This is a genomic window from Enterococcus rotai (assembly GCF_001465345.1).
Classification (GTDB): domain Bacteria; phylum Bacillota; class Bacilli; order Lactobacillales; family Enterococcaceae; genus Enterococcus_L; species Enterococcus_L rotai.
Window position 1 is genome coordinate 1,569,895 of sequence record NZ_CP013655.1, and the last position, 16,789, is coordinate 1,586,683.

The window sequence follows — 16,789 nt, forward strand, 5'->3', positions numbered from 1 at the left end:
AGTTAAAATTGACTGTTAATTTTGCTCTGGGGGTTGGACTGTACACTTTGTATAACTAAAGTTATTTAATCTGCTAGATTTTCCTTTTAGCTTTGCAAGGGAAACTAAAAGCGGCTTTTTTTTTTGCCTTTTTTCTATTCACCGTCAGCAGAGCCGTCGTTTGTTTTGAGAAAAGGATTCTATCAAGAAAACGGCGCTACTTACCTGTTCTTAGCTGAAACAGGTAAGGTTGAATCAGAAAGATTATTTTTCATTTTAATAGATAAATGGAATTTTTACAAAAGAAACGCTAATAACACTTCGATAGAAACATAAAATAAATCAAATGAATTAGGAGGAAGTTGACATGTATCGTATAGGTATACTGGCATCCACGATGACGCCTTCACCTGACGTGTATAAAGCATTTGAAAAAATAAATTGTCAACTCGATCACCTTAAAGAAGTTCCAAATTTTGAAAAGCTTCATACATATGACGGGTTATTGATCGAGGAAGTACACGAAGGAGCAATTAGTAGTGTTTGTTCTACTATCTTACAAATCAAACAACAAACGAATGTTTACATATGGGTTTTATCTGGGAAATCAACATTAATCAATCGACAAGTATATCTACAACTGGGAGTAGATGGGAATTTTGATCAAGAAAGCTTTCCAGAAGAGTTACTCTTATATTTAAAGAACTTTCTATCACGTCAAGATGAACAGAGAAAAACACAACGAGCTGTGGTTGGAGGAAAAAAGAACGCCAATCAAATCAGTACAATCGGAGAAAAACTTGAGATGGATCCTACAAATCACAGTTTGATTGTGTTTATAGGTGAGAAAGAAGTCGAAGTTGAATTGACTAGGCTAGAATATCGCTTACTCGAATTATTGTACAGTTATCCAGGAAAAGCATTTAATTACCAAGAAATACATGAAAACCTATGGAATAGCCCATATAAAGAAGAAAACTATCGCGTCGCCAATATTGTTTTTCACGTGCGGAAAAAACTGGAACGACATGACGTAGGATCAGAGTTTATAAAAACGGTGCGTTCAAAAGGCTATATGATCAAATTAGAGAATATTAAAAAAACGTCTAAAAAATAAAGGGGTTGGAGTCAATAATGGGCGAAATAGCCAATAAAGAATCGAAGTTAGGCTATGTCTATCTTATAGAAGGCATCATTGCTGGAGCATGGATAATCTATTTATTAAAATTTTACTCTTTTTATCAAGAATCCTATTTTTATATAGACAAGCGGTTATCGCTATTTATTCAGATGTTATCTTTTTTGAATAATAATTGGAATGAGGTATTTATCTATTTTATTCTAAGCTTTCTTTTGATAACTTGTACACTCTTTTTTAACTGCTTGCTATTCTTTATAAATAAAAAAGAGCAGCAAAAACATAAAGTTCTTTCAGTGTTTTTATACCTGAATTTGTTATGTAGTTTGTTTTTACTGATTAATATCTGTGGTTTCATCTTTGCGACTATTCTAATTTTAGCTTCGAGTTTAGTTTATATCATCTTTATTTTTTCAAAATTAAGTTCAGCTAGAGAAAAATTTGATTTTGAAGAAGGCGACGTTATTGAAGTGAAGGGTCCTTTTGAAACAAAGGAAGAAGCCCAAAGCGCAATAGAGTTATTTTTTAGTAAATGGCAAGAAGAAAAAATCATGTTAGACGAAGAAACTTACGTTGCTGCAGACGGTAAGTATTATGTAGATATCTATGTAGAAACGATAAATAAATAGTAGTCAAAACTTTTACAGTAAGGAGTAATCAAAATTTAGATGAAAACAAATAAATTTATATATTTCGTTTTGTTTATGAGTTTGTTCCTTTGTTCATATCCTGACCAAGCACTAGCTAAAGGAGAATCATCCAATTTAGGCTATTCGGTTTCAGCAGTACACAACGGGAAACAAATTGATCCAGAAAAAAGTTATTTTTATATTCAAACTGTTCCAGGACAAGAGCAGGTATTGAAAGTAAATGTCAGAAGTACACAAAAAGAGCCAATCAAAATCAAAGTATATACGACAAATGCTTATACAGGAGATGGCGGGACGATTGAATATACTGAGGACGAGAAAGTGCTAGATCCGACATTAGTTCAACCAATTTCATCTATTGTGGAAGTTGAAACGCCTAGCATAACTGTTGAAAATTACGAGGAGAAAGAAGCAACCTTCAAACTAATGCCGCCAAATGAAAATTATACAGGTGTAAAAATGGGTGCCCTAGTTTTTGAACTCGATGATGCTGAAAGTAAAGAGCAAGTATCAAGTAAATTTTCATACAGAATAGGATTGATCACCTCAGAAACTGGAGATGATTATAGAGACGCAAAAACACTAAATTTACTAGAGGCGAAATCAACACTTAAACTTGGGAAAAAAATGATTTTAGCGACATTACAAAATCCAGAACCCAAGATTCTTGGTGATTTAGAGATAACAGCAGAAGTAAAAGAAAAAGATAATCAAACTATTTTAAAGAAAAAGAACGTAACAAATTATTCAGTAGCCCCTAATAGTCATTTTGAATTTGAGATAGATTGGGGAACAGGTGCTGTCAAAGCGGGAACATACACGATAGTAATGAATGCAAACAATGGATATTCTGATTGGCAATTTGAAAAAGATTTTACGATAACTGGTGACCAGGCTAAAAAGATGAACGAAGAAAGTAGTTTTAACATCATTACGCCAATTTGGATCAAAGTTGGAACAATTGTGCTGATGGTTGCTTTAGTCGTAATTGTATTTTTTATTCTGATTAGAAGAAAGAAAATGGAAACAACCTGGAAAATCAGACGTAAAAAGCGTAAAAAGAAGAAAAAAGAGAGGAGATAATGTAGATGAAAAAATATGTAGTACTACTATTTTTTCTGATTGTTGGATTTGGAGCATTATACGGAGATAAGGTGGAAGCGGCCAGTAAAGCAGACGAAACAGAGCTGGGTATTACTTTTTTAAAAGGAGAAAATGTAGAACCAGAAATACCTATTATTAAAGCCCCCACATTGCCTATCGTAGATGTTCCAATACAGAGGGGTGGAAAGTTACCTTCTACAGGTGACTTAATTACTTCACTGATTTGGACAATCCTTGGCTGTTCTATAATTATTATTTTTGTTGGCGTTTATAGTTTGAAAAATATTATGTTAAGACTATCATGGGAGTGAAAAATAGATGATCGATTATTTATGGCTGTTTATATTAGGTGGCGTTGCAATTATATCATTAGTCTTTTTTCTAATGACGCTATCTAGAGATGTTTTTCTAGTTAAAAAATTAAGGAAAAAGAAACAGATTTTAGGATTAAACTTTGCTTTGCTATTTATTACATTAACTAGCTTAGGGTTGATTGCCTATCTGTTTGTCCTATTAAGAGATCAAATTGAGCTTTTACAATAATAAAATGAACAACTTATAACAGTAACTGTCACCAATCTATATTTATACGATCAAAACTAAGGATGGTATAAAAATGAAAAAAACACTAATGATTACTTTATTGTCATCAGCAGCATTGATGTTATTTGCTACTTCAGCAGATGCAAAAACTTTTGATGATCAAACTGATGTAGGGGTAAGTTTTAAATCTGATGGACCAAATGATCCAGGTAAAAACATACCTTATAAGGATAACTTATCTCTTGTATGGAAACCAGCAGCTTTCGAATTTGGGGAGCAAAAAGCTGTGGGGAACTCAGCGACATTCAGTAATATTGTAGAAGGTAACCAATACGTAGTTGTAAATGATGACAGAGCAGATGATGCATTAACTGGTTGGAAATTATCAGCTAAAATGTCTGAATTAACATCTGTTAGCGGTTCTAAAACGTTAGCATCTAAATTAACATTTAATTTAGGTGATGCTGAATCGTATAGAATCACTGATGATCCAACTGTACTTAATGATAAAAACGATTATATTGTAAATGATCCTAATACTTCAGGTGTATTAGGTAAATTAGAAGATGCTGGTATCAAATTAGGCGATGGCGCAAGCAAATCTATCGAACTAGTAGCTGGTGACACTACAAGTAAAACAATCTTGGGTAAAGAAAAAGCCAATGGTACTAAAGGCGGGGTTGCAACGCTAATTAAAGATACAAAATTAGTTGTAGCAGATGCTAAAAAAGATAACGCAGCAGGCGAGTCATTTACTGGTACAGTAACATGGACTTTAGATGATTTAGTAGGTAACTAAAACACACACTAATTAATTAAAAAATAAAAAAAGTATAAATATAGATTGTGTAGAGAGTTATTGTTATAAGTTGTTCATGAAAAAACGAGAAAAGAAACGAAGAGGTTTAGTACAAATGAGAAAAAAAATAATATACGCGATTGCTCTTTCTCTATTTTTCACTTTGTCTTATCCACTGCTAGGGAATGCTAATGAAAGTATAGCAGATGCAATTAAATATTTTTCTTATGAGTTAATACTACCTGAGAATCAAAAAGATAAAACCCTTGGATATTATGATCTTTTAATAAATCCAAGAGAAAAACAAGAAGTTCAGCTAAAGTTAAACAATACATCGGATCAAGCTATGAAGGTGGATATTGAATTAAATAGCGCAAAAACAAATGGAAATGGTGTCATTGAATATGGACCAAGCGAATTAAAAGAAGATCCTTCGTTAAAGTATAATCTAGCAGAAATCATGAGCGGACCTTCTGAAATCACTGTACCGCCAAAAAGCAGTGAGAGTGTAACTTTTGTAATCAATAGCCCAATAGCACATTTTGATGGGTATATTGCAGGTGGAATTCAGTTGAAACCAGTTGTGAAAACCCAACAGGCTCAAAATACCCAAGGGACGATCGTGAACAAATTTGCTTTTTTAATTGGCGTATTATTGAGCGAATCGGATACTCAAAAAATAAAACCTAAACTGAAATTAAATAATGTATCACTGAAATTAAAGGATGGCAGTTACACAGTCTTCGCGAATATCTCAAATACGGAAAGCATTTTTGTAGAAAAAATGATTGCCGATATTAACATTACTGAAAAAGATAAGAGTAAGAACTCTTTTGAATTGAAAAAAGAAGATATGCGGATGGCCCCCAATACTATGATGAATCTGCCAATTCCATTAAATAATCAAAAGGTAAATTCTGGTGAGTATACAGCGAATGTTAAAATCACCACAAAAAATGGTGGAAATTGGAACTGGGTGAAAAATTTTACCTTGTCAAAAGTTGAAGCAGAACAGATCAATAAACAACTAATGAACGAATCGGATTCTGGATTTAAATATTGGTTAATCATTATAATACTCGTTCTATTATTCAGTATACTGAGTGGTTTTATTATAAAAAGATGTAAGGATAGGGAGAAATAATTTTTAAAATGTATATTATGAGGAAGTGCTTCCCCAATAGAAAATTGTTTTCTCTTTTCAATTACTTTTTAAAGAAAAGTAGTTGAAAGTTGAAATAAAAAAAGTCTTCATTTTTTGTAAAAGTGAAGATTTTTATATAAATAAAGAAAGGAGGAGAAAAAATGAAAAAAATATTATGGAGTGGTTTAGCAAGTTCCCTTCTATTGATAAGCTGGGGCGTTTTTTCAAACAATAATAGTATCAAGGCGAAGGAAGAACCAGTGAAAGAAACGTCTGTAGTAAAAGATGAGTCTGAGAAGAAAATAGAAAAGGAATCTCCTCTAAAACCAGAGTCGAGAGCTGTTTGGGGGGCAAAACCAAGTGCACCACTTGCTACTTTTGGACCGACACGACCAGATTTGTATAAATCTATGATTTCTGGTGTAGCTGAGAGTTTTCCTAATAAGTATTCGTTTCAGCCAAAAATTACTTCTTTAACAGAGTTATATAGAAAAAGACCTGGAAGCGCCGAACAACTTATAAAGCCTGGATCATGGCCACCACTTGATAGTCTTAAACAAACAGATGTTGGGTACTATTTACTCGGTACCCATATGGGAATCAAAAATGGTCGTTGGCTTGATCTTAAATTAGAATATGTGGATACAGGTCCCGTGAAATCTACAACTGAAACAATTTCGGTAGGAGTATCAAGAACTGTACCAACAGGTGGAGGGACAATTCATCTAGCATTTGCTGTAGCAACTTCAAAGAATACTGAGCCTATCTTTAGGATGAGTTTTATTGATCACGAGTCTGGGGAGCCAGTTAAAATGGATTCAGGGCATGTGACCTTTAATGATATTGATTATACCGAATGGATGAAAGTAACACCTACTGGTAGTGGAAAGTTTGATTATATTTCAGCGAGAAATGATAATGGAATTTTAACGGACACAGCCATTTTCACGTCTGAACAGGTAACGATGATTTCACCAGAGGATTCAAATGTGGGTGACGATGATTTTACACGTTTTTTCACCATAGGATATAGCGATGTGGATTCTCTAGATATTCAGTATTACACTGGCGGTACAGGAATCAATATATCGCAAGTAGAGGTGCCAGAAGCAATGTTTGAGTTAGAAGCGCCCAGTCTTGTTTCAGATGTGGATGGAAACTTAGAGGATGAAGTGATTACAACATCATTGATTCAACCAATACCGTATCGATCATCACTAGGAAACTTATTATCTCTTGCATTTGAAGGGACTATTGATGATAGTCTGACTTTTAGCAGTTCAGATATTCAGATTTATAATCGAGATGATCAGAATATTTCTACAAGTTTTATCACAGTAAAAGATTCTAAGAATCCGCAAAAATTTACAGTCGTAGCTAAGCCAGAGTATACAGCTACCCTAGTTGATAAAACGGAACAGTTACGTGTGGATGTTAAAACGACACTTAATAAAACGAGTAATGCATACAAGAAATATCAGAATAACGCAACCGGACAATTAACGATTCCTTTCCAGATGAAACTAAAATACAGCAATGCTGGCGGAGTTGATTCCGGTGTAATGAAAGAAGTAACCTCAAATATTGCTTTTGGACATGTAAATTTGAAAAAAGCCACTATACACTACAAAAATGAAGCTGGAAAAAACTTACAAGCTTCCCAAACTAAATTAGGGTTTTTGGGAGAGAAAATCAACTTTAGTGCACCAACTATCGAAGGATATAATTTGAAAATGCCTCAATCAGTTGATAGGGAAGCGATTTTTTCAAATACAGAACAGAACGTAGAGTATGTGTATGAGAAAATAGTGCCTGAGGTAACACTCGAACAATCAGTAGACAAAGCCAAAGCTCAACCTGGTGAAAGCCTACATTATAAAATTGATGTTGGATCTGTTCAAGAAGCCACGAAAGATTTGGGCTCAAGTATAATATCCATTGAATATTTTAACGATCAGGGTCAAAAGATCAGTACAGATAGTATCCACGAATGGAAAAACGGAACAAGTTATGATTTCAGCGAGATACCAGCTCTGGAAGGCTTTGATAATGTTGGTGTAACAGCCTCTTCAAATGCAACCGGAACAGTTGCTGGTGATGATATTGTGATTCGATTAAGTGGGTTTGAAGCAACTATGGACAATCTGGTTCAAAAGAAAGTTCGCTATGTTGATGAGAATGATCAATCGATCTCAGTTGATGAAATCTATTTGGGGAGAGATAAGTATCTTCCAAATTACTCAGTGAAAGCGAAAGTAATACCTGGCTATGCGCTAAGTGATGGAATAGAAAGCTATCCGGTGATATTCAATGAAACCTCACCAGCTGAGTACGTATTTAGGTATCATTCAACTAGAAACTATCGTTCACTAAATATTACGGAGTTACTAGATATGAATCTAGAAAATCCGACAAACTTTACATGGAAAACGAAAGATAATGTAGAGATTCCCAATGCTTCTGTTACTTATGATCAAATAAGTCGCAATATAACTGCAATACCACCAGCAGAGGGGATCGCTTATAATCATGAGTCAACCATTGAATTTGATGCAACAATTGTTTCTACACCAGTAGGCGATCTTATAAGCCAAACAGTGAACCTTAAAGCAGACTATCTAGTAGATGGTACAGTGGACATTTCAACAGATCCACCTACCAAAACACAAATAGTAACGGAATCACAAGTAATCGTTACCTTTATAGATGATGGGACACCCCCTAGCAAAATAGCTAAAGATATAGTTTTTACGCAAGAAATAGGAACTGAAATTAATTTAGCACAAGAAAAAGCAATTCAAGATACGATCGAAACGTTAAAGAAAAAGTATGTATTGCTAGAACCCCTACCATCTGAGATTGTTGAAGTGACAGATGAAGTGCAAACAATAGCCTATAAATTTAGTGGTCGCTTGTTTATTGAGTCATTCCCATCAAACTTAACGTTCGGCGATAAATATCTATCAAAATCATTCATCAAAGAAGAACAACCTAAGTATGATGCTCCGCTGATTATTGGCGACAATCGTCATAAGAAAACACCATGGACACTGACGGCAACACTAGAAAAACCTTTAACCAGTGAAGAAAGCCCAAGTGAAGTTCTTCCAAGAGCGCTGTGGTATAAAACCAGTAAAGGATCAAAAGTAATGTTATATGAAGGAGAGGCACAGCCCATTGAAACTGGCGCGGCTTCACCATTAGGAGAATATAATATTAGTAAGAACTGGGATACTAATACTACAGGATTACAATTGAATGTCTATGCTAACGAGATCATTCAAAAAGGGGACTATAAAGCCTCGATTTTATGGCAAGTAAGTGCAACACCGTAAAAATAAAGTAAGGATTATCCGTATGATCATGATCATACGGATAATCCTTACTTTTTTAATAAAATACGTATCAATTATTCTTAAAGGAAATCGTTGAAAAAAGCAAGTGCATCATTATTACACTGTCTTGCAATATCACTTTTTTGATTCAAATGAAAGACATGTCCGAGCTCGGAATGATCTTGATTTGCGTAAAGACGGTAAGTTGTTTCAACGCCTCTAGACTGCAATAACGCTACCAATGGCTGGGCAAGATCTTTTAACATATCGTGTGTAGCGGTTGTAACAAAAGTTGGTGGGAAACTGTCTGTGATATAACGCTCTACTGGAAACTGACTCTCCAGTGTGGGCGTGATTGTTTCACCAAAGTAAAAGGGAAAGTCTTGATTAATAGCACCATTTTCTCCAATGAAATAAGCGCCACAGTTCAAAGCGACTGCCTTAAACTGGATGGCAGCAACTTTAAACGGAAAGTTTTGTGCATAAGCTGAGTTACTTGTTAGCGTAGCATATTGTTCTGCCAGTTGAGCGCCAGCACTATCACCAACTAAAAAGAGATGCTCTAAATCAATGTAGTAGCTTTGTCCGTGTTCAATCAACCAATTCATCAAAGCATTCGTATCTTCCAATGGAGCAGGATATTGATGATCAGGTGCCAAACGATAATTGAAATTCACTACGGTAAAGCCTTGTGTTGCCAAATACATAGTATAAAAACGATAAAGTTCTTTGTCGCCATAGAAGAATCCACCACCATGAATATTGATGATCGTGGGTAAACAGGTAGTGGTCCCTTTAGGATAATAAATATCAAACGTATTTTCAATACCGTATGGACCGTAAGATAAGTCTTTGATTATTTCTAGAGTATCTGGTTCAGTCAAACCAGCATCTCGTTTTTCATCATGTTCTCTTATTTGATTGCGCATTGTTGGAATGTCAAAATTTGCCATAGTTGTTGCCCCCTAATGAAATATGTTTCATATTTTGATGCTATTTGTATTATAATTGAAAGCGATTACCTATGGAAGTAAAAGTAGTTTTTTCATTCTTTTTAATAGGTAAAGAGATTAGTATGGAAATTAAAAAGAGTATAGCTGAAAAAAGCAACAACCTATTAACCTATATTTTATGTAGTTGGAATATTTTTTTTAAGGTTTTGTTGCTATAATAAGTCTATGGAGCATCACATTTGTGAATTCAACTAATAGTTGAGGCGGGGGTATCACGTATTCAACGGATAGCTGTTTGCCCAACGTTAATCTAGGAGGTTATGCTGGTGGTAGAGATTGGAAACAAAATAAAAGAATTAAGAGAATCAAAAAAAATGACTCAAAAAGAGTTAGCCGAGTTTCTGAATGTTACGCCTCAAGCCGTTTCGAAATGGGAACGGAATAAAAGCTACCCAGATTTGGATACGTTGGTAAAGCTCAGCAAGTATTTTAACATTTCAACCGATACTATTTTAGGAAATACTAAACAATCATTTTTTAGCTCTCTTTTTTCAAAAAAAGAAGGTAGAAAAAGTATGGAGAATGATAACAAAGTTAAGAATGAGAAGACGTCAAAAAAAATGGAAAATCCTCAAAAAATCGTACTATTTGGGATTACAGGGATGATGACAGATTATGAAATGTATACAGGTTTATTGGTGACGAAAATGAATAATCTAGCAAGAGATCGCAATATAAATGTAACGGCTCAAGCGTATAGCGTGTCTAAAATAGATGAAAAAGGCAGAGAAGCTGACTACATTTTATTATGTCCAGAACTTCACTACGCCAAAGAGGAAATCAAGCATAAATTCCCTAACATACCTGTAAAAGTAATTGAAAAAAAGGAGTATGCTCAGCTAGATGTTAAACATATTTTGAAAGACATAGTAGCGTAAAGAAACCTGATTAGACTAACAGAATTGCTAGAGATCATTGGTTCAGGAGGGAAGAAATATGAATGTTCTTAAAAAATATGGTTTTTACTTTCTGTTCTTAGGTGTAATAAGTGATTTTTTAACCCCTTATATTCTAGGGCTCTTTTACCCTAAAGTGAATCAAATGACAATGGTGATCAGCGTATTTGGGGATGTAGATAGTCCAGTTCGAAAAGCATTTTTGATTTGGTCTGTAGTCTCTGGTCTATTTTTTGTTTTGGCGATGCCTGCTATTTATAAACTTTTTGAGAGTACGTCAAAGACTTTAGCGGGTTTATTGACTTTAACAATTGGATTATATGGTGTGGGGGATTGCATTTTTACTGGGTTATTTAGCATTGATACTGAGCAAGCAAATTGGAATGTTTCTACCTGGATCCATAATATTGGTTCTGGCTTAGGTTATGCTGGCTTTTTACTTTTCCCCCTTTTTTTATATTTGATATATGAAAAACAAAAAGAAGAAACTTACAGCAGACTTTATTTAATATTGTTGTTCATTAGTTTCATTATTGCTGGAGTTTACGGGTTGGCTCGAATTCCTGGTATCAATCAATTACCTATACTAAATCAAATTGGACTATGTCAGAGAGTGAGTTTTGTTTTTAATTACTTACCGATAATGATTTTTGCGTTAAACCAAATCAAAAATGGGGAAGGTAAATAGGAGAGAATAATCTTAAAATCAGTTCACTAATAGTTTCATTTTAAAAGGTAAATATAGGAACCACAGAGAAGAGTTAGATCTGTGGTTCTTTTTGACGAATTAAATATTGTTTTGTTTATATATTGTAAATAATTAATAACAAAATATATGGTAATTAGTGGTGTTGAATGGTAAACTACTATTTGTGAATGATTTAATATTAGTTAGCATCATGAGCAAACAGTGAGCGTTGAGTTATGTTTAGCAATTTTTAAAAGCTAAAGATAGAAGGCTTGGGAAACAGTCGGAAAGGTCAGCCTTGTTATTCCAGTCAGAGCTAAACGAGCCTACTACGCTTTTAATATTATCTAGCTTTGTAGGCTAATCCCTCGGAAAAAAGATAAATTAGGAATGTGACAAAAAGCACCACAGTCCTAATTTCCTATTTTTCAGTCGGGATTGAACGAGCCTACTACGCTTTTGATGTTATCTAGCTTTGTAGGCTAGCTCTTCGGGAAAAAGATAAATTAAGAATGTGGGAAAAGCACCACAGTCTTAATTTCCTATTTTCCAGTCAAAGCTGAACGAGCCTACTACGCTTTTAAATTTAGGAGGAATGAGAAATGGTGGAAAAAGTGTCAGATAGTAGAAGAATTACAATTGTTATCTCTATATTTGTAGTTTTACTTGGGATTGGTACGTTTGGGGACTTAGCAATCTCAAATGCAGTGATGAGTCAAAATTCATACATTGCAACATTTTTACAAAACTATGCCTGCTTTCCAGTAGGTGTTGTGATCATGATGAGTGGGGAAATCATCATGCATCATGCGGTTCGCTCGAGTCAACCTGTGATTGCTAAGTTCTTGATTGTTGTGGCGGGAACAGGTCTTTCTTTATATGGAATATGGTATTATTTGAAATTTGCTATTCAGTATACCTTGTCATCGATTCAAAATCTAGAACACAATCGTCCAATCGGTCAAGCTAATAATGATGGGGGAGTGAATCCAACCCTACCAACATTTATCAATATTATTATTTGTTTAGCTGTTTTTGCAGTAGCGACGTTGATTATTCAAAAATGGTTAAGTCATAAAACGGCAGAAGAGCTTAGTCGCTTAATGCGTGTGGCGATTTTGGGAATTGCCTTGGCATTTGTTTATCTCATGTGTGTAGAGGAAATCAAAATTATGTGGGGGCGTGTTCGTCCATACGAGCTAAATGCTGTTCAAGATAATTTTACGCCATGGTACAAAATGAATGGACCAACTGGACATAAGTCGTTTCCATCAGGCCATTCTTGTGAAAGTATGTTTGCACTTTTCTTTCCATTGTATGCTAGCCCTAAAAATACCAAATTACGGAAAAGATTGCTGATTTTTGGTGTAACTTGGGGTGCGATTACAGCTATTAGCAGAGTTCTTTTAGGTTGTCATTTTTTTAGTGATGCAACGATGGGGGCGTTCATTATTATTTTCCTTGTTTTCGTCGGAACGAGATGTGCAAAATTAAAGCTAGTAAAGTAAAAGAGGATTGAATTAAAATAAGTTGAAACCTGAAATAACTAACGGTCGACGTTAGTTATTTCAGGTTTTTTAGTCTGGTACAATTTGTGTGAACAATAGTGTGGCCAAAATCAATATATTTATGAATGAAAGTAAGAAGCTGATTCTTTGAAAAGTAGCGACAAGTCTTGTCACAAAGAGAATCATAATGGATAATAGAGAGTGGAAAATGAGTCAAATATAAAAGGAGTGTTTGAAGATGAAGAAGATATTGGTTGGGGGAAGTTTAGTTTTAAGTGTTTTGTTGGTTATAGGATGCTCAAATGAAAAAGGGACCACTTCAACGATTAGTGAAACTATTAATACGACGACTAACAAAAAACAAGCAGAATATGATTCAGCAATGGCCAAAGGAAAAGAAGCGATTGTCGATAAAGATATATCCAAAGCAATTGCGGCATTTCAATTAGCGTTAGAATACGATAAAGATAGCGCGGAAGCTAAACAGCTAGTAGAAGAAGTGAAACTTTACCAAAAAGCAATATCGTTAAAAGATGAGAAAGAATATACTAAGGCATTGAAAGAATTATCAGTATTGACTGGAGCTAAAAAAGGCTCCAAGATTCTTAAACAATATGGTCAAGAATTGACTGAAAAGATAAATAAGGAACGAGTCAAAGAACAGGTAGAAAGTAAAAAAGAATCAGAACAAACGAAAGAAACAACGGAACCCTCTGAAACAAAAAAAACTTCAACTCCACCAGTGGTTGAACCCAAAACGCTGTGGAATCTCCAAAAAAGATTAGAGCTACTTACATTTATGCAAAGTTGGGGCGATGTGATGGGGCAATCGTATATAGAATATTCCCCGGAATTTGAGGCAAATTGGTACGGGTATTATTTCCCAAGTGTATTATCGAGGAATAATATAGCTGTTGGGGGGAATCAAGCAATTTTACAATGGTCTGACAATGGAGCGATTAGTAATGTGTATAATGTTGTGGCTATCTACTCAGATATTGCGACAACTGATAAATTAGAGAGACACCTATACCTGTTTACAATTTTAAATGGTCAACCTGTAGTTTTAGTGACAATGCAAAATCAAGGGAATGCGGAAAACATGATTTACTTTAAAGAGACTCAAAATGCTGATTTGATTAATGGTTTTGCTGAAATTGTAGGAAAATAATGATACTAGCTGACTGTTAAGTGAACATAGCTAAAGTTGTTTAGGTTCTAGTTATAAAGCTCATTGAAGTTTATAACTAGAACCTTTTTTTATTCATTTAAAGGTTTACTCAAAATTAACGAAATCTATACGAGGATCATACACCAACTCAACAATTCTTTTCTACAATTTAATGTAGAGAGGAGGTTCATTAATGAACTTTATAAAAGAAAAAAGAGAATTGTCTATAGTTGCATGTTTAGGAATATTATTGTTGATCGGTGGTATCTGGGACAAACAAATCAGTCAGGGAATAATGAATCAAGGATCTTTATTTGGCACATTCTTTCAAAATTATGGGTTGATTTTTCCAGGAATTATTCTATTTATGTCTACTCAAATTTTTATTTATTATGCTAAAAAAAGTAATTTACCAGGATTTGGTAAGGGGAGTATCTATTTTATTGCTATTATTGCTGGGCTATATCAAATTTGGCAAATGATCAAAATCATGCTTTTTTATACCGTTACATCCTTAAATAATCGTCAACAGAATCAGCCGTTAGGAGCCGCTAATAATGATGGTGGTGGAGCAATGAGTTTTCCAAATTGGTTCTTTCCAGCTCTCGTTATTCTTTCAGTGCTTACGTTTGCGGTGGGCTGTATGTTGTGTAATCGTTGGCTAAAAGGAAAAAATCGGCAGGAACTGAATGGCTTGGTTTTGATTGGTTTGGGCGCAATTGTGGCAGTTTATGCTGCTAATACCATAGTAGATGTGATGAAAACTTTTTGGGGTAGATTCCGTCCTTACGAATTGCAAAGTAATTGGGCAGAGTACACAAATTGGTGGAGTATCAATGGAGCGAATGGTCATAAATCATTTCCTTCAGGACATTCAGAACAAGCTTGGTTAGCTTTATACTTACCACTTTTTGTTGATCCTTTGAAGAAAAAGAAACGCCAGATAATTATGATTTTAGCAAGTGTATTCGGTTGCTTCGTTGCTTTTTCTAGAGTGCGGATCGGCGCACATTTTTTGAGTGATGTAGCAGTTGGTTCTGTGATTGCTATTTTTGTGATTTATGTAGTTTCTCGTCTTTTAAATCAACGGTTAGACGGGGAATCTTTATCAGAATAATATCGTTGTTAATAGTGAAATGGCAGGTTTTTTTAATGAAAAAAGCTTGTCATTTTTTTATTTAGGTTAAATATTGTAGAGGGGTTACAGTTAGTACCCTTTGTATTTACTTATTCCATTTTTTATTATATGATTGAACACGTTGTTTAAGTAATACATCGCAATTTTACGAACAGTTTATTGTTCATATTTTAGCTAGCTACACAGGCTAGTCTCTCGGAAAAAAGATAAAATCTGCTTGTGACAAAAAGCGTCACAAACCTATTTTCCTATTTTTCTGTCGAGGCTAAACGAGCCTGCTACGCTTTTAAATTTTAGGAGGATAACAAGTGAAAGAAAAAATTATTTCTTATTTTGAGATCGACAAATTAAATACGACTGTTAAGCGTGAATTTCTAGCTGGTTTTACAACGTTTATTTCAATGGCGTATATTCTATTTGTTAATCCAACAGTTTTAGGGGCTTCAGGAATGGATGAGGGCGCAGTTTTTACTGCAACAGCTTTAGCTAGTGCTTTAGGTTGTATATTGATGGGAATTTTTGCTAAATATCCGATCGCAACAGCACCAGCACTAGGAATCAATGCCTTTTTTGCTTATTCTGTTTGTGTCGGGATGGGTGTTCCTTGGGAAACAGCGTTAGCAGGAGTTTTTGTTGCATCTCTGATTTTTATTTTGATTACCATATTTAAATTACGTGAATTGATCATTGATGCCATACCAGCAGATTTAAAATACGCTATCTCTGGCGGAATCGGTCTGTTCATCGCGTTTCTAGGTCTAAGTGAAGGTGGGATCATTGTTTCTAATGAGTCAACACTAGTTGCTTTAGGACCATTGAACATTGGATCGACTTGGCTGACTATTTTTGGTTTAGCTGTTACAGCGATTTTAGTAGTGCGCCGTGTTCCAGGAGGTATTTTTATTGGAATGACTGCAACGACTATTTTAGGATTGATCACAGGCTTGATTCAAACGCCTGATAAAATCGTCTCAGCAGCACCAAGTCTTAAACCAACCTTTTTAGTTGCGTTAAAACATGTGGGGGATATCAACTCTTTACAATTATGGGTAGTTGTTTTGACCTTCCTATTAGTCACGTTTTTTGATACAGCTGGAACTCTTGTTGGATTAGCTAACCAAGCTGGTTTTATGAAAGACAACAAAATGCCGCGAGTTGGTAAAGCGTTAGCCGCTGACTCAACCGCTATGCTGGCAGGATCACTTTTAGGAACATCTCCTGTGGGTGCATATGTAGAGTCATCAGCAGGAATCGCTGTAGGTGGACGTTCTGGATTAACAGCGGTAACGACAGGTCTATTTTTCATTGTCGGCTTGTTCTTCTCTCCATTACTTTCAGTAGTAACGTCTCAAGTAACCGCGCCAGCATTGATTATCGTCGGTGTTTTGATGGCTCAATCACTTAGTCAAATTAAATGGAAAGAAATGGAAATTGCGATTCCTTCTTTCTTAATTTTATTGGGTATGCCTTTAACTTACAGTATTTCTGATGGAATCGCTCTTGGTTTTATCTTCTATCCGATCACAATGATCGCTGCTAAAAGAGGCAAAGAAGTATCACCGATTATGTATGGCTTATTCTTTGTTTTTGTAGGGTTTATGTGGATTTTGAACGTTAATTAACAAAAGCTAGGAAAAAACTCTACGAGTCATGTTCCAGCCTCAAGGAATCCGAATAAACGGT

The 16,789-nt window shown here is 34.9% G+C and carries 15 protein-coding genes; 14 read left to right on the forward strand and 1 reads right to left on the reverse strand.

The features are described 5' to 3' along the window. The first annotated feature begins 346 nt into the window (after positions 1–346). The 8 genes from ATZ35_RS07265 to ATZ35_RS07300 all read left to right on the forward strand — a co-directional run bounded on the left by ATZ35_RS07265 (position 347) and on the right by ATZ35_RS07300 (position 8,692). On the forward strand, positions 347–1,096 hold the full coding sequence (locus ATZ35_RS07265) for a winged helix-turn-helix domain-containing protein (RefSeq protein WP_208930159.1): 750 nt from the start codon (positions 347–349) through the stop codon (positions 1,094–1,096). Between the two features lie 17 nt (positions 1,097–1,113). Further along, positions 1,114–1,746 (forward strand): hypothetical protein, encoded by a 633-nt coding sequence (locus ATZ35_RS07270; RefSeq protein WP_208930160.1) that lies wholly within the window; start codon positions 1,114–1,116, stop codon positions 1,744–1,746. A 39-nt stretch (positions 1,747–1,785) separates the two neighbouring features. Next, positions 1,786–2,850: a WxLIP family cell surface protein gene (locus tag ATZ35_RS07275; RefSeq protein WP_208930161.1), complete on the forward strand. Its 1,065-nt coding sequence runs from the start codon at positions 1,786–1,788 to the stop codon at positions 2,848–2,850. Positions 2,851–2,855: 5 nt separating this feature from the next. Next, positions 2,856–3,182, forward strand: coding sequence for a hypothetical protein (locus ATZ35_RS07280; protein ID WP_208930162.1), 327 nt, complete (start codon positions 2,856–2,858; stop codon positions 3,180–3,182). 7 nt (positions 3,183–3,189) lie between these two features. Then, on the forward strand, positions 3,190–3,414 hold the full coding sequence (locus tag ATZ35_RS07285) for a hypothetical protein (protein ID WP_208930163.1): 225 nt from the start codon (positions 3,190–3,192) through the stop codon (positions 3,412–3,414). A gap of 73 nt (positions 3,415–3,487) precedes the next feature. After that, complete coding sequence (locus ATZ35_RS07290) at positions 3,488–4,213, forward strand: WxL domain-containing protein (protein WP_208930164.1); 726 nt, start codon at positions 3,488–3,490, stop codon at positions 4,211–4,213. 115 nt (positions 4,214–4,328) lie between these two features. Further along, positions 4,329–5,357, forward strand: coding sequence for a WxLIP family cell surface protein (locus ATZ35_RS07295; protein ID WP_208930165.1), 1,029 nt, complete (start codon positions 4,329–4,331; stop codon positions 5,355–5,357). A 161-nt stretch (positions 5,358–5,518) separates the two neighbouring features. Further along, complete coding sequence (locus ATZ35_RS07300; RefSeq protein WP_208930166.1) at positions 5,519–8,692, forward strand: MucBP domain-containing protein; 3,174 nt, start codon at positions 5,519–5,521, stop codon at positions 8,690–8,692. Between the two features lie 80 nt (positions 8,693–8,772). Here ATZ35_RS07300 and ATZ35_RS07305 read toward each other — a convergent pair whose 3' ends face one another. After that, entirely contained in the window at positions 8,773–9,645 is an 873-nt protein-coding gene (locus ATZ35_RS07305) for an alpha/beta hydrolase (RefSeq protein ID WP_208930167.1), read from the reverse strand. Between the two features lie 326 nt (positions 9,646–9,971). Here ATZ35_RS07305 and ATZ35_RS07310 point away from each other — a divergent pair, with 326 nt between their 5' ends. The 6 genes from ATZ35_RS07310 to ATZ35_RS07335 all read left to right on the forward strand — a co-directional run bounded on the left by ATZ35_RS07310 (position 9,972) and on the right by ATZ35_RS07335 (position 16,728). After that, a complete protein-coding gene (locus ATZ35_RS07310; protein ID WP_208930168.1) occupies positions 9,972–10,583 on the forward strand; it encodes a helix-turn-helix domain-containing protein in 612 nt (203 codons plus the stop codon). 58 nt (positions 10,584–10,641) lie between these two features. Continuing rightward, positions 10,642–11,289 (forward strand): DUF998 domain-containing protein, encoded by a 648-nt coding sequence (locus ATZ35_RS07315; protein ID WP_208930169.1) that lies wholly within the window; start codon positions 10,642–10,644, stop codon positions 11,287–11,289. Between the two features lie 602 nt (positions 11,290–11,891). Then, positions 11,892–12,797, forward strand: coding sequence for a phosphatase PAP2 family protein (locus ATZ35_RS07320; RefSeq protein ID WP_208930170.1), 906 nt, complete (start codon positions 11,892–11,894; stop codon positions 12,795–12,797). Positions 12,798–13,035: 238 nt separating this feature from the next. Beyond that, entirely contained in the window at positions 13,036–13,968 is a 933-nt protein-coding gene (locus ATZ35_RS07325; RefSeq protein ID WP_208930171.1) for a DUF4767 domain-containing protein, read from the forward strand. A gap of 193 nt (positions 13,969–14,161) precedes the next feature. Continuing rightward, positions 14,162–15,085 carry a phosphatase PAP2 family protein gene (locus ATZ35_RS07330; RefSeq protein ID WP_208930172.1) on the forward strand — a complete coding sequence of 308 codons (924 nt, stop codon included), beginning with the start codon at positions 14,162–14,164 and terminating at the stop codon, positions 15,083–15,085. 329 nt (positions 15,086–15,414) lie between these two features. Further along, entirely contained in the window at positions 15,415–16,728 is a 1,314-nt protein-coding gene (locus tag ATZ35_RS07335) for an NCS2 family permease (protein ID WP_208930173.1), read from the forward strand. Positions 16,729–16,789: the final 61 nt, after the last annotated feature.

Coding starts and splice junctions, on each gene's coding strand:
- ATZ35_RS07320 (WP_208930170.1), top strand. CDS start 11,892: ATGGTGGAAAAAGTGTCAGATAGTAGAAGAATTACAATTGTTATCTCT.
- ATZ35_RS07270 (WP_208930160.1), top strand. CDS start 1,114: ATGGGCGAAATAGCCAATAAAGAATCGAAGTTAGGCTATGTCTATCTT.
- ATZ35_RS07300 (WP_208930166.1), top strand. CDS start 5,519: ATGAAAAAAATATTATGGAGTGGTTTAGCAAGTTCCCTTCTATTGATA.
- ATZ35_RS07280 (WP_208930162.1), top strand. CDS start 2,856: ATGAAAAAATATGTAGTACTACTATTTTTTCTGATTGTTGGATTTGGA.
- ATZ35_RS07315 (WP_208930169.1), top strand. CDS start 10,642: ATGAATGTTCTTAAAAAATATGGTTTTTACTTTCTGTTCTTAGGTGTA.
- ATZ35_RS07295 (WP_208930165.1), top strand. CDS start 4,329: ATGAGAAAAAAAATAATATACGCGATTGCTCTTTCTCTATTTTTCACT.
- ATZ35_RS07290 (WP_208930164.1), top strand. CDS start 3,488: ATGAAAAAAACACTAATGATTACTTTATTGTCATCAGCAGCATTGATG.
- ATZ35_RS07275 (WP_208930161.1), top strand. CDS start 1,786: ATGAAAACAAATAAATTTATATATTTCGTTTTGTTTATGAGTTTGTTC.
- ATZ35_RS07285 (WP_208930163.1), top strand. CDS start 3,190: ATGATCGATTATTTATGGCTGTTTATATTAGGTGGCGTTGCAATTATA.
- ATZ35_RS07265 (WP_208930159.1), top strand. CDS start 347: ATGTATCGTATAGGTATACTGGCATCCACGATGACGCCTTCACCTGAC.
- ATZ35_RS07330 (WP_208930172.1), top strand. CDS start 14,162: ATGAACTTTATAAAAGAAAAAAGAGAATTGTCTATAGTTGCATGTTTA.
- ATZ35_RS07325 (WP_208930171.1), top strand. CDS start 13,036: ATGAAGAAGATATTGGTTGGGGGAAGTTTAGTTTTAAGTGTTTTGTTG.
- ATZ35_RS07305 (WP_208930167.1), bottom strand. CDS start 9,645: ATGGCAAATTTTGACATTCCAACAATGCGCAATCAAATAAGAGAACAT.